The sequence below is a fragment of the Anabaena sp. AL93 genome, from assembly GCF_001672085.1.
Classification (GTDB): domain Bacteria; phylum Cyanobacteriota; class Cyanobacteriia; order Cyanobacteriales; family Nostocaceae; genus Dolichospermum; species Dolichospermum heterosporum.
This window is the reverse complement of record NZ_LJOU01000120.1, coordinates 1-14,727: the sequence shown is the minus strand read 5'-3', so window position 1 is coordinate 14,727 and position 14,727 is coordinate 1. Positions and strand designations below refer to the sequence as shown.

Annotated in this window: 10 protein-coding genes and 1 pseudogene; 10 read left to right on the top strand and 1 reads right to left on the bottom strand. The window is 36.1% G+C overall.

Features of this window, described 5'->3' with window-relative positions:
• Window positions 1–112 precede the first annotated feature (112 nt).
• From clpP to AN486_RS23470, 9 genes and pseudogenes are all read left to right on the top strand, one after another.
• Window positions 113–790, top strand: a complete 678-nt coding sequence (clpP, locus tag AN486_RS23510; RefSeq protein ID WP_053541379.1) for an ATP-dependent Clp endopeptidase proteolytic subunit ClpP — start codon at window positions 113–115, stop codon at window positions 788–790.
• A 30-nt stretch (window positions 791–820) separates the two neighbouring features.
• Entirely contained in the window at window positions 821–2,164 is a 1,344-nt protein-coding gene (gene clpX / locus AN486_RS23505; protein WP_053540704.1) for an ATP-dependent protease ATP-binding subunit ClpX, read from the top strand.
• Window positions 2,165–2,254: 90 nt separating this feature from the next.
• Entirely contained in the window at window positions 2,255–3,094 is an 840-nt protein-coding gene (locus tag AN486_RS23500; protein WP_290602745.1) for an alpha/beta hydrolase, read from the top strand.
• 89 nt (window positions 3,095–3,183) lie between these two features.
• Window positions 3,184–3,645, top strand: coding sequence for a DUF29 domain-containing protein (locus AN486_RS23495; protein WP_053540706.1), 462 nt, complete (start codon window positions 3,184–3,186; stop codon window positions 3,643–3,645).
• A gap of 206 nt (window positions 3,646–3,851) precedes the next feature.
• A complete protein-coding gene (locus AN486_RS23490; RefSeq protein ID WP_053540707.1) occupies window positions 3,852–4,301 on the top strand; it encodes a DUF29 domain-containing protein in 450 nt (149 codons plus the stop codon).
• Window positions 4,302–4,338: 37 nt separating this feature from the next.
• A complete protein-coding gene (locus AN486_RS23485) occupies window positions 4,339–4,785 on the top strand; it encodes a DUF29 domain-containing protein (RefSeq protein ID WP_290602743.1) in 447 nt (148 codons plus the stop codon).
• A 77-nt stretch (window positions 4,786–4,862) separates the two neighbouring features.
• Window positions 4,863–8,366 (top strand): DNA methyltransferase, encoded by a 3,504-nt coding sequence (locus tag AN486_RS23480; RefSeq protein WP_290602742.1) that lies wholly within the window; start codon window positions 4,863–4,865, stop codon window positions 8,364–8,366.
• A 157-nt stretch (window positions 8,367–8,523) separates the two neighbouring features.
• A pseudogene (locus tag AN486_RS23475) lies at window positions 8,524–9,033 on the top strand (DUF4351 domain-containing protein); the annotation flags it as partial.
• Window positions 9,034–9,148: 115 nt separating this feature from the next.
• A complete protein-coding gene (locus AN486_RS23470) occupies window positions 9,149–12,568 on the top strand; it encodes a helicase-related protein (protein WP_290602741.1) in 3,420 nt (1,139 codons plus the stop codon).
• Between the two features lie 4 nt (window positions 12,569–12,572).
• On the opposite strand, the gene AN486_RS23465 is transcribed toward AN486_RS23470, so the two are convergent.
• The gene (locus AN486_RS23465) at window positions 12,573–13,559 is read right to left on the bottom strand and encodes a GntR family transcriptional regulator (RefSeq protein WP_053537876.1); all 987 of its coding nucleotides are present in this window, start codon (window positions 13,557–13,559) and stop codon (window positions 12,573–12,575) included.
• A gap of 263 nt (window positions 13,560–13,822) precedes the next feature.
• Between AN486_RS23465 and AN486_RS23460 the strand changes: the two genes are divergently transcribed.
• Window positions 13,823–14,590 carry a dienelactone hydrolase family protein gene (locus tag AN486_RS23460; protein ID WP_290602740.1) on the top strand — a complete coding sequence of 256 codons (768 nt, stop codon included), beginning with the start codon at window positions 13,823–13,825 and terminating at the stop codon, window positions 14,588–14,590.
• Window positions 14,591–14,727 lie beyond the last annotated feature (137 nt).

Here is a 14,727-nt window from a genome sequence, read left to right as displayed (position 1 = left end):
CCCAACTCCCCCAACTCCCCTACCTCTTACTCCCACCTCCTGAATTCTGCCATATAGGGCATAATGGTTAACAGTTCACAATTTCATGCCATTTATTTTTAAATATTCTAGTATGCTTGTATCGCAGTCGGGAAATTACCCAATCAACAGCTTGAGTCCTATTGGTACTAGTGGCAGTTCTAGCAGCCCTAGTAATATTGTGCCAATGGTGGTAGAACAGTCTGGGATGGGAGAAAGGGCATTTGATATCTACTCCCGCTTACTCCGCGAGCGGATTATTTTTTTGGGAACTCCCATAGATGATGTTGTAGCTAATTCCATTGTTGCCCAATTGCTTTTCCTCGATTCTGAAGACGCGGAAAAAGATATTCAATTGTACATTAATTCTCCTGGTGGCTCTGTCTACGCGGGTATGGCAATCTATGATACAATTCAACAAATACGTCCCGATGTTGTAACTATCTGTTTTGGGCTGGCAGCGAGGATGGGGGCTTTTTTATTAACATCTGGAACTGCCGGAAAGCGGATGTCTTTACCTGACTCCCGGATTATGATTCACCAACCCCTGGGTGGCGCTCAAGGACAAGCTATTGACATTGAAATTCAAGCGCGAGAAATTCTTTACATTAAGGGCGAATTAAATCAATTAATGGCCAAGCATACTGGTCAACCCTTGGAGAGAATTGAGGCTGATACCGAGCGCGACTTTTTCATGTCAGCAGAAGAGGCGAAGAATTATGGTTTGATCGATCAGGTCATTTCTAGACAAAATCTTCCCACAGCAGGGTAAATCGTCGTCATTCTGAAATAAGAGGCTGATATGTCTAAGTACGACTCCCATTTAAAATGTTCATTTTGTGGCAAGTCTCAAGAGCAGGTACGTAAATTAATCGCAGGTCCGGGAGTCTACATCTGCGATGAATGCGTTGACTTGTGTAATGAAATCCTCGATGAGGAATTGCTGGATACCAGTGCTGCGGCTGCATCACCACCGGCGCAAAAGTCAGAACCAACTGAAAAACGTCGTACCAGTTCGTCTAATCTCTCGTTTAATCAAATCCCTAAACCGAGAGAGATTAAAAATTATTTAGACGAACACGTTATCGGCCAAGATGAAGCCAAAAAGGTGCTATCTGTGGCTGTTTACAATCATTATAAGCGATTGGCTATTCTTCAGTCTAAGGGTAATGCCAATGCTGGGACAGATGATGCGATCGAACTACAAAAGTCCAATATTTTACTGATTGGACCGACTGGTTGCGGTAAGACTCTCTTGGCACAAACTCTGGCGAAAATTCTCGATGTTCCCTTTGCTGTTGCTGATGCTACAACCCTGACGGAAGCTGGGTATGTGGGTGAGGATGTGGAAAATATCCTGTTGCGTCTGTTGCAGGTGGCAGATTTGGATGTGGAGGAGGCTCAACGGGGTATTATCTACATTGATGAAATTGATAAAATCGCCCGGAAGAGTGAAAATCCCTCAATTACCAGAGATGTTTCTGGGGAAGGGGTACAGCAAGCTTTATTGAAAATGTTGGAGGGGACTATTGCTAATGTTCCACCCCAGGGCGGACGTAAGCACCCATATCAAGATTGTATCCAAATTGATACGAGCAATATTTTGTTTGTCTGTGGTGGCGCTTTTGTCGGTTTAGAAAAAGTTGTAGATCAGAGGGTTGGGAAAAAGTCAATTGGCTTTGTGCAACCTGGAGATTTGCAAACTAAGGAAAAACGGGCTGCTGATACATTACGTCATCTGCAACCAGATGATTTGGTGAAATTTGGCATGATTCCTGAGTTTATTGGTCGGATTCCCATGGTGGCTGTGGTTGATCCTTTGGATGAGGATGCGCTGATGGCAATTCTAACTGAACCACAGAGTGCTTTGGTGAAACAGTACCAAAAACTGCTGAATATGGATAATGTCCAGTTGGATTTTAAACCAGAGGCGTTAAAGGCGATCGCTCAAGAGGCTTATCGGCGCAAAACTGGAGCGCGGGCTTTACGCGGTATTGTGGAAGAGTTGATGCTGGATGTAATGTATGAGTTACCCTCTCGCAAGGATGTGACTCGCTGTACAATTACTAAGGAAATGGTGGAAAAACGTTCTACTGCTGAACTAATAGTACATCCTTCTTCTTTACCTAAACCAGAGTCGGCTTAAAAGTCATTAGTCACTAGTCATTAGTCATTTGGATTTTGACTCTTGACTCTTGATTTTTTAATTTTTAATTCTTAGTTTTTAATTCTTGCAATGACTTATATAAATGTTCGGGGTGTAGACCATTATTACGAGTGGATGAAAAAACCATCAAATGTTATGAAACCGGTGATGGTTTTTTTGCATGGTTGGGCTGGTTCAGCGAGATATTGGCAAAGTACGGCTGAGGCTTTATTAGATAATTTTGATTGTTTATTATATGATTTACGGGGTTTTGGTCGTTCTCAATGTCAACCCCAAAATAATGGGAATTTAAGTTATGAATTAACAGAATACGCGGAAGATTTGGCGGTTTTATTAAATGAGTTAAATCTTGATCGTGTTTATGTTAATGCCCATTCTATGGGCGCTTCTATTGCGACTTTATTTTTTAATCGTTATCCCGAAAAAGTTGCCAAGGGAATTTTAACTTGTAGCGGCATTTTTGAATATGATGAAAAAGCTTTTTCTGCTTTTCATAAATTTGGTGGTTATGTGGTGAAATTCCGCCCGCAGTGGTTAAGTAAAATTCCTTTGGCTGATAAAATGTTTATGGCTAGATTTTTACATCGTTCTATTCCTAAAGCGGAAAGTCAGGCTTTTTTAGAAGATTTTGTTAATGCCCATTATGAAGCGGCTTTAGGGACTATCTATACTTCTGTGAGTAAAGAACAAGCGGAAACAATGCCGGAAGAATTTGCAAAATTAACTATCCCGACTTTGCTGATTGCTGGGGAACATGACATTATTATTCCGGCTAAATTGGGGAAAACGGCGGCGGCTTTAAGTGATAAGGTTCAATTAAATATTATTCCCAATACGGCGCATTTTCCGATGTTGGAAGACGCAGAAACTTATTTAGCAATAGTCAAAGAGTTTTTAAGTTGTTCATAATTGGTAGAATCAGATCCCCGACTTCTTAGAGAAGTCGGGGATCTTTATTTATATGTGTGTTATTTTAGAGGTAAATAGGGGGTAAATTTATGACAATTACCAGTAATTTTACTACTAAGTTACAAGGACTCTATGAAACTGATGATTATTTATGGTTATTAGAAACTATTAATTTATTGAAACAAGGTCGTTTTGATGAGGTGGATTTAGAGAATTTAATTGAGGAGTTGGAAGACTTGGGAAGTGAAAAGAAAAATGCTGTAGAAAGTTTATTACAGCAAATTATTAGACATTTATTACTGTATCAGTATTGGACTATTGAAGTTGAGAGAAATTCTGGTCATTGGCAAGCTGAGATTTATAGTTTTCGAGATCAACTTAATGCTAAATTAACCACAAATTTACGCAATCATTTAGTTGAAGAAAAATCAAAAATTTACCAAAGGGCATTAGGATATGTGAAAAGAAAAACTAATTTTCAGGTTGATTTTCCTGAACAATGTCCTTATTCTCCTGAACAATTGTTAGATATTGACTATTTACCTAATTGAGTTAGAGAATTAAGGCTCTTGCGTCTCTTTTATGGTGATTGAGGATTGATGATAACAAAACCCTTACGGGACAAGGGTTATAAACAATTATTTCCATATTTTCAATGAAATGCCTACACAATAGGGCTTTGAATGATTTTGAACCAGGTTTTCCATAAAAATAACCGAAAAACCAGAATTAATTAATTAAATTAGGAGGTAAAAATATGAATGTTTTGACTAATTTACAACAACTCTATGAAACAGATGATTATTTATGGTTATTAGAAACTATTAATTTATTGAAACAAGGTCGTTTTGATGAGGTGGATTTAGAGAATTTAATTGAGGAGTTGGAAGATTTGGGAAGTGAAAAGAAAAATGCGGTTGAAAGTCTTTTAGAACAAGTTATTAGACATTTATTATTATTGCAATATTGGATAGAAGAAAATGAAACAAATCCTTATCATTGGCAAGCTGAAATCGTCAGTTTTAGAAATCAACTTAAACGACGTTTAACTGGTAATTTGCGTAATCATTTAGCTAAAGAGATGCTAAATCTTTATGCTGATGCTTTGAAATATGTGCAGATCAAAACTAAATTTAAAGTTAATTTTCCCGCAGAATGTCCTTATTCGCTGGAACAATTGTTAGATATTGATTATTTACCTAATTGAGTTAAAGAAACAATTAAAGAAGTTAGGAGGTAAAAATATGAATGTTTTGACTAATTTACAGCAACTCTATGAAACAGATGATTATTTATGGTTATTAGCAACTATTGATTTATTGAAACAAGGTCGTTTTGATGAGGTGGATTTAGAGAATTTAATTGAGGAGTTGGAAGATTTGGGAAGTGAAAAGAAAAATGCAGTTAAAAGTCTATTAGAACAAGTAATTAGACATCTTTTATTACTACAATTTTGGACAGAGGAATCTGAAAGAAATTATTATCATTGGCAATCAGAAATTTTAGGTTTTCGTTATCAACTTGAGGATAGATTAACAACGAATTTACGTAATTATCTAGCTAATGAGATGGGTTATATTTATAATCGGGCTTTGAAATATGTGCAGATAAAAACTAAGTTTAAAGTTGATTTTCCCGCAGAATGTCCTTATACTCTTGAACAATTGTTAGATATTGATTATTTAGGTTAATATTCAGATCCCCGACTTCTTAGAGAAGTCGGGGATCTTTGAGTGATCTTTGAGTACATATACCAGGAGTGCATTTTATGAAGTTCAATCGCAATCAAGTTAAAACATATCTCCAATCATCTGATTTTACATCTTTATTTATTGAAGAGTTGGGTTGGGATTATGCAGATGGTTCTCCTCTTTATTTAACTGTAGATGAGGAAAATTATACTATAGAAGCTGCTGCTCAAAAACGCGGAATGATGGTTTATCATTGTGTGTCTGATAATGGCATTTTACCCAATTCTAAAGTTAGAAAAAAGATTGATACGGAAGTTACAAGTTATAGTCAAGAACATTTAATTATTTATACTGATAAAAAGCAAGAAAAGCAGGTTTGGCAATGGGTAAAAAGAGAATCTGCAAATAAAACTAAAGCCAAGGAAACTACTTTTAATATTACTCAATCTGGAGAGTTATTAACTCAAAAGTTGGAATCTTTATTTATTGATTTTGCTGAAGAAGAAAATTTAACTTTAACTGATGTTACTCAACGCACTCAAAAGGCTTTTGATATTGAAAAGATTACTAAAAAGTTTTTTGATGATTTCCAGTTAGAACATCGGAAATTTGTTACCTTTATTAAAGGTATAGATAATATCAAAGATGCTAATTGGTATGCTTCGGTGATTTTGAATCGGTTGATGTTTATTTATTTTCTCCAGAAAAAGGGGTTTTTAGATCATGGAAATACTGATTATTTACAAGATAAGTTGAAGGTTAGTCAAACCAAAGGTAAAGATTTATATTATCAAGAGTTTTTACAAACTTTGTTTTTTGATGGTTTTGGTAAAGCTGAAAAGTTCCGTAAAGATGGAACTGCGGCTTTAATTGGTAGAATTAAATATATTAATGGTGGGTTATTTTTACCCCATATTATTGAAGAGAAATATCGCGGAAAAATTAGAATTAGTGATGGTGGTTTTGAGGATATATTTAAGTTATTTTCTGGTTATACTTGGCATTTAGATGATACTCCCAGTGGTAAAGATGATGAAATTAATCCTGATGTTTTAGGGTATATTTTTGAGAAGTATATTAACCAAAAGGAGTTTGGCGCTTATTATACTAAACCGGAAATTACCAATTATCTTTGTGAACGGACTATTAATAAGTTTATTCGTGAGAAGATTGGTAATGTACCCTCGTTCCCATGCTCTGCGTGGGAATGTGAACCCAGAGGCTCTGCCTCGAAAATAGAGGAGGTAGAACCTCTAAGAGGGCATTCCCAGTCTGGAGACTGGGAACGAGAAAATAATCAATTGTGTCAGCAATTATTAGATGAGATTTTACCTCAGCTTTCAATTTTAGATCCTGCTTGTGGTAGTGGGGCTTTTTTGGTGGCTGCTTTACAACATTTAATTAAGATTTATACTGCCATTTTTGACTTTATTCAAGTTTCGGGAAATGAGTCAAATCAAGCTAGATTAAGTAAGATTCAACAAGATCATCCTTCTTTGGATTATTATATCAAAAAGCGGGTAATTACTGACAATCTCTATGGTGTGGATATCATGGAGGAAGCGGTAGAAATTGCTAAGTTACGGTTATTTTTAAGTTTGGTTGCTTCTGCGAAAACTGTTGATGATTTAGAACCTTTACCTAATGTTGATTTTAACATTATGGCAGGTAATTCTTTAATTGGTTTGATTCGGGTTGATGATAAACGTTTTGATATTGTGGGAAACCCTGATATTTTACAACAATTAAAAGCGCAGGATTATCAAACTATTTTAAATGAGAAAAATGAAAGTATTAAGATGTATAAGGAACACGCTTTTATTGCGGGAAAAGTTGAAGATACGGAACAAGAAGATCGTTTACAATTTTTGAGACATCATATTAATGATGTTAACCGGGAATCTTTGGTTAAGTTAAATCAATTGTTGTTAGATGAGTTTGGGAATTTAAAGATTAAATATGAGGAAGTGCAGTTAAAGGGGAAAGCTAGTAAACGGGTTTTAAATATTGCTGATATGGAAGCATTAAAACCTTTTCATTGGGGTTATCATTTTGATCAAATTATTGCTAGGGGTGGTTTTGATATTATTTTGGGTAATCCTCCTTGGGAGATTTTTAAACCACAAGCTAAGGAGTTTTTTGCGGAATATAGTGATTTAGTAACTAAGAATAAGATGGATATTAAGACTTTTGAGAAGGAACAAAAGCAGTTATTAGCAAATCCTGAAGTTGCTGCTGCTTGGTTACAGTATCAAAGTCAATATCCTCATGTGAGTTTATATTTTAGAAGTGCTGAACAATATCTTAATCAGATTTCTGTGGTTAATGGGAAAAAACAGGGAACTGATATTAATTTATATAAGTTGTTTGTGGAACAATGTTTGAATTTACTTTCTCAACATGGTGAATGCGGTTTAGTGATTCCTAGCGGGATTTATACAGATTTGGGAACTAAGCAACTCCGAGAAATGTTGTTTTCGCAAACTAAGATCACTGGTTTATTCTGTTTTGAAAATAAAAAGGCTATTTTTGAAGGAGTACACAAAAGTTTTAAGTTTGTGGTTTTGACTTTTCAAAATCTTGTAGGGGCGAATGGCCATTCGCCCCTACCATTACAGGGTACAATATCATTTCCTGCTAAGTTTATGCGTCATGATGTGGGAGAGTTAAATAGTTTTCCTGATCATGATTGTATTCATATTTCTGTGGATTTAATTAAACAGTTATCTCCTGATTCTATTTCGGTAATGGAATTTAAATCTGATTTAGATATTGTCATAGCTGAAAAGATGAGTCGGTTTCCTTTGTTGGGTGAAGAAATTCAGGATAAATGGAATTTAAAGTTAACTGCTGAATTTCACATGACTAATGATAGTCATTTATTTAAAACTGAAGCAGGGAATGGAAGATTACCTTTATATGAAGGGAAAATGATTCATCAATTTACCCATAAGTTTGCTGAACCTCGATACTGGATAGACGAAGAGGAAGGAAGAAAAGCGGTATTAGGTAAATATGGTGTTGATCAGGGGCAAATGTTAGATTATCAGCGTTATAGATTAGGGTTTAGATCAGCAGGGGAAAATACAAATATTAGAAATTTAATTGTTAGCATTTTACCAAAAAATGTATGTTGTGGAAATTCTTTAATCTTATCTAATAGTTGCTGCAATAATTCAGAATTGTTATTAATTTGTGGATTATTGAATAGCTTTGTGATTGATTATGAAGTTAGACTAAAAATATCCCGTAATATGAATATGTTCTATGTTTATCAATTACCCGTACCCAGATTAACAGAAAAAGACCCATATTTTCAAGAAATAGTAGAACGTGCAGCCAAACTAATCTGTACAACACCAGAATATGATGAATTAGCGAGAGAAGTTGGTTTAGGAAGTCATAAAAACGGAGTTACAGACGAGAGAGAAAGAGGGAAAATCCGCGCCGAATTAGATGGAATAATTGCCCATTTATATGGGTTAACAGAAGGGGAATTTAGTCATATATTGAGTACCTTTCCCATTGTTGCAGAAACCGTGAAAGATGCAGCTTTAAATGCTTATCGGGATTTGGTTTAACCACCAAGATCCCCGACTTCTTTAAGAAGTCGGGGATCTGACTCTTGGATTGCTATATAATAATCACACAATTAATTAATAGAAATTAGTTATGTTATGCGTCGAGATACAATCTTTTACAAACTATTCCAACAATTTCCATCTTTATTGTTTCAATTACTAAGATGAATTGGGGGATATTCATCAATTACCAACATGGGTAGGAGTGATGATATTAACCACTTTAGAAGAAAGTCAAGCACCAGAAGCAGCTAGGTATTTATTAACAAAAACTAAGGAAGAAATACCATCATCATCAAATAGCGTCATAATAGAAATGATCACAACTATCATGATGTACAAGTTTGAAAATCTCAACCGTCAAGAGGTAGAATCTATGTTAGGAATCACACTCAAACAAACACGAGTTTATCAAGAAATTAAAGAAGAAGGCCGGGAACAAGGAAAAGAAGAAGGAAGGAAAGAAGGACGAGAAGAAGGACTAGAAGAAGCAACTTTTAATTTAGTCATGCGACTGTTGAGTAAGCGGTTTGGTAAAATATCGCCGAAAATACGCGGTTCTGTTGCTGGTTTATCCTTACATATTTTAGAAGATTTGAGTGAAGCATTATTAGATTTTAATAATGTGGAGGATTTACTTGCTTGGTTAGCAAAAGTTGAAGATTAAGATATAATATCCCCGACTTCTATCATCAATTTATCATTTATTCACAAGATTTATCAAAGAAGTCGGGGATATGGAAATATGCTATAATTCAGACAATTAACTAATATAAACAACTATGCCTCGGATTTTTGATAATATTAATGATCAACTATTACCTATACTCAAAAAAAGCCTCCAATCTGCAAATAGGGCTGATTTTTGTGTCGGTTATTTTAACTTGCGAGGATGGAAATTAATACAGGAAGAAATTGAACAATTTACCGGAGGAGAAAATAATTGTTGTCGCTTATTAATTGGAATGCAAAAACTTCCAAAAGATGAACTTCAGGAACTATTAGGTTTAGGAATATCCCAAAAACCCATAGATAGAAATAAATCTTTTCAATTGCAAAAACGCATAGTTCAGGAATTTCGACAACAGTTAATGATCGGAAAACCAAATAATGCTGATGAATTGGGTTTAAAAAGACTTAAATCACAATTAAAATCTCAAAAAGTAGTTGTGAAACTCTATTTACGTCATCCCCTCCACGCGAAACTATATTTAGTTCCTCAAAATCATGCAAATTTACCCGCAATCGGTTTTTTAGGAAGTAGTAATTTAACCTTTTCTGGTTTATCAGCACAGGGAGAATTAAATGTTGATATTTTAGATCATGATGCTACTAATAAATTACAAACTTGGTTTGATGAACGTTGGGAAGATAACTTTTGTTTAGATATTTCTGAACAATTAGCAAAAATTATAGATGAAAGTTGGGCAACGGACAAGTTAATTGATCCTTATTATGTGTATCTGAAAATGGCTTATCATCTATCGCAAGAAGCGCGAGATGGTTTAAGTCAATATCAAATACCTTCAGACTTTCAATTATTTCCTTTTCAAGCAGCAGCAGTGAAAATAGCCGCGCATTATGTTAACCGTCGTGGTGGTGTGATGATTGGGGATGTGGTAGGATTAGGAAAGACTTTAGTTGGGACAGCTATAGCGAAAATTATTGAAGATGAACTGGGAATTAGTACCCTCATTATTTGTCCTAAAAATCTCGTTTCTATGTGGGAAAAATATCGAGAAGAATATGGTTTAAGAGGTGCAGTAATTTCTATTAGTCAAGTCACGAAAATATTACCCACAATTCCCGCTCGTTTTCGCTTAGTCTTAATAGATGAAAGTCATAATTTAAGAAATCGAGATGGACAACGTTATGCAGCTATTAAAGAATATATAGAACAAAGCGGAAGTCGGTGTATTTTACTGACTGCAACTCCTTATAATAAAAGCTATTTTGACTTATCTGCACAGTTACGGTTATTCGTTCCTGAATCAAAATATTTAGGAATTAAACCCGAACATTTAATCAGGGAATTGGGGAATGAAATGGAGTTTAAACGCAAACATCCCCAAACCGATATGAGAACTTTAGCAGCATTTGAAAAAAGCGAATATTTTGAAGATTGGCAACAATTAATGAATCGTTATATGATTAGGAGAACTCGCAGTTTTATTAAAAATAATTATGCTGATACAGATCCTTTAAATGGACGTAAATATTTACAATTTACTGATGGTACTCGTTCTTATTTTCCTGTGCGGATTCCCAAAACTGCTAAATTTACGATTAATAATGATGATAATTATGGAAAATTATACTCTAGTGAAGTTGTCGAAATTATTAATTCTCTATCTTTACCCCGTTACGGTTTAGGAAATTACACTTTAGATAAATATAAACAACCTCCCACAGCAACAGAACAACAGATTTTAAATGGTTTATCTCGTGCGGGAAGACGGTTAATGGGTTTTTGTCGCACGAATTTATTTAAAAGATTAGAAAGTAGTGGTATTGCTTTTTTAGAATCTTTAGAACGGCACATTTTACGGAATTATGTTTATCTTTATGCTTTAGAAAATAAGTTAGATATTCCGATTGGTACACAAGATGCAGAATTTTTAGATACTACCAATAATGATGAAGATGCTGATACGGTTAATTCTACAGCTTTAGATTTTGAAATAGGTGATGATGAAAATGATGAAGGTGATGAAATTAGTTTTGCAAGTTTAACCAGTAAAGATACGGAATATAAACGTCAAGCAAAAGCTATTTATGAACTTTATCAAAGCAAATATCAAAAACGGTTTAAATGGTTAGATTCTCGATTGTTCAAATCTGAATTAAAAAAAGATTTACGCGAAGATGCTTTATTGTTATTGAAGTTGTTAAATAATTGCGGAGAATGGAGTTATAAATTAGATCAAAAGTTTCAAACTTTGCAAGGGTTATTAACGGAAACTCATGCATATGAGAAGGTTTTGATTTTCACTCAATTTGCAGATACAGCGCGTTATTTACAAGAATCTTTAGAAAAAGAGAATATTCAACAAGCTGCATTAGTAACAGGAAAAATAAATGATCCGACATCAATAGCATATCGGTTTAGTCCAGAAAGTAATAAACAAAATATTCCCCAAGAACAACAAATTAGAATTTTAATTGCTACTGATGTTTTAAGTGAGGGTCAAAATTTACAAGATTGTCGGATTATTATTAATTATGATTTACCTTGGGCAATTATTCGCTTAATTCAAAGAACGGGAAGAGTGGATAGAATTGGACAAAAAGCGGCAGAAATTTTCTGTTATTCCTTTTTACCTGCGGAGGGAGTAGAGGAATTAATCAATCTGCGCGGAAGATTAGGGGAAAGATTACAAGAAAATGCTAATGTGGTGGGAACAGATGAGGCATTTTTTGAAGATACTCTTTCCTATCAAGAAATTCTTGATCTTTATCATGAAAAGTCTGGTATTTTAGATGAAGCAGAAGATGGAGAGGTTGATTTAACATCGGAAGCTTTTCAAATTTGGAAAAATGCCATAGATGCTGATCCTGATTTAGAGAACATTATTAAAAATCTGCCTAATGTTATCTATTCTACCCGCGAATATCAAGGAACAAATTTAGATCCTGAAGGTGTATTAATGTATCTTCGCACTGCTGATGGTACAGATGCTTTAGCTTGGATAAATAGGGAAGGAGAAAGTGTAACTCAATCGCAAATGAGAATATTAAGAATGGCGAGATGTAACCGGAATACACCCCCTTTAGAAAAGCATCCCCAACATCATGAAATTGTCTCGCAAGGGGCTGATTTGGTATTAGAACAGCACAAAACGACTGGAGGACAATTAGGAAGCTCTAAAGGGGCAAGATATCGAACATATTATAGATTAGATGCTTATATTAAGAAGACAGAAACCCCATTATTTTCATCGTTATTTTCATTAGGTGAAGATTGGCAAACTTTGAAAAAGGCCGTTGAAGAAATCTATCTTTATCCATTAAAAGAAACGACGATTGTTAAACTTAATCGGCAGTTGAAAAGTGGGATTAGTGATGAACAATTAGCCACAATGATTATTTCTTTACGTGATAATAATTCTTTGTGTGTGATTCATCCTGAAGACGGACAACAGGAAGCGCAAATTATTTGTTCATTAGGGTTATTTCCGGGACAAATGACCACTGAAAACTGACAAATTAAATTAATCCCAGTTCGCGTTTTAGTAAGTTGATGGACTGTGTGCCGATGTAGTTTTCACAGCGAATCAGTTTGGGTGGACGGATGAGGTCTTCTAAGACTGTTTGCATAGCTGCTTGGGTTGTGGCATAGCTGACTTGATCTGTACAAAAGATTATTTCTGAGCGTTTAACGATCGCGTGTAGTTTATAAGCATCCTTTGGTTGAGCAGTCATGACTAATATTTCGTCTCCTCGTAAACCGTGGAGAATGACTTCTGTGGCTCTGAGAATACCAGGACTGAGGCTAACTATACCAATACAACTGGATTTGGGTAGGCTTTTCACGACAGTCATTTCTTTGCCGTAGTCGTGAATATCTAGGGGAATCACGCGAACTGCTTTGGGTGCAGCGATCGCTTCCACTTCTCCGATAAAATAACGACTGGTGACTAATGTGGCTGAAGTGGTTTGGTCTAATACTCCAATCAGTTGTTCCATTGCGACTAGCTGGAGGGGGATTTGCAGGGATTCTTCTAACTCATCAACCATTAATTCCCCAGCCCCAATATCTTGAGATGGTGTCACCACTAATACTCTGGTACTACAACGCAAGCGCCAGTCAACTTCTGCTAAAAATAGTTCTCGTGATTGATTGAGAGAACAACCTTGACCCAGTAACTCATCTAGGGCTTGTTGCACCACCTTATAGGCTTGAGGATTTTGTTTGAGCATGGGAGACTGGGATCTGCTTCCGCCTTCATGACCTTGAGCGCGGACATAGATGCCTGAACCTGCTAAACTTTCGACAAATCCTTCTTCCTCCAATTGGCGGTAAACTTTACTGATGGTGTTGCGATGTAATCCAGTTTGCATGGCTAAAGCCCTGGTACTGGGTAGTTTATATGCGGGTGAATATTGCCCAGAGGCGATCGCAAATCTGATCTGATTAAACAGTTGATTAGATGCAGGAATTTCACTATCTGGCTGAATACGGAATTGAATCATTACCAATTCTGCTCCATAAGACTTATACAAATAGCCATAATTTACCTGTTTAATATATGATTAATGGGTTAGTTTGCTATGGAAAATATTATCACAGAAGAATACACCAAATCAGAAGGTAAGGGTCAAAATGAATGTAAGTCCGATCAGTAAATAAATCGTAATTCACAACGCCATTAGTGGTTACTAATTGCTGATAGATATAACTATTATTAACTTGTGCTTCGTACCTCTTACCTATTTCCCTACTCACAACTCATATTATGACAGAGTCAGCAATACAGACTACAACAATTCAAATTCCTCAAGACAATTTGCAAATAGCCGCCTATTTAGCTCAACCAACTGCACCCGGTTCTTATCCGGGAATTGTCGTTCTCCAGGAGATTTTTGGGGTTAACGCGCATATTCGGGATGTCACCGAACGGATTGCTAAACTAGGATATGTGGCGATCGCTCCAGCCCTGTTTCAACGTCAAGCCCCTGGATTTGAAACTGGTTACACGCCCGAAGACGTGGAAATAGGCAAAAAATACGCTTGGTCACAAACCACAGCATCAGAACTTTTAAGCGATATTCAAGCAGCCATTGACTACTTAAAAACTTTACCCAATGTTAGACCAGATGGATTTGGTTGTATTGGCTTTTGTTTTGGTGGTCACGTCGCCTATCTAGCTGCAACACTCTCTGATATTAAAGCCACTGCTTCCTTTTACGGTGCGGGTATCACTACTCGTACTCCCGGAGGTGGAAATCCCAGTATTACCCGGACATCAGCAATTAAAGGCACTATCTACACCTTTTTTGGTGAGGAAGATGCGAGTATTCCTCCAGAACAAGTAGACGAGATTACCGCCGAACTTGCAAAATATCACATTTCTCATCGTCTGTTTCGTTACGATGGATCTGGTCATGGATTTTTTTGTGACCGTCGTGCCAGTTATAATTCTAAAGCTGCGGCAGATGCTTGGGAGCAAGTTCAACAACTTTTTAGCCAACTAGTAGTCTGTCAACCCGAAAATGACGGGTGAAGGCAAGTAGGGGGCAGGGGAGGTAGGGGAGGTGGGGGAGGTAGGGGAGGTGGGGGAGGTAGGGGAGGTGGGGGAGGGAAGAACAGAAGTTTTTTCCGATCATTACCCGTCAAAATAAATTTGACGAACTACTAGTA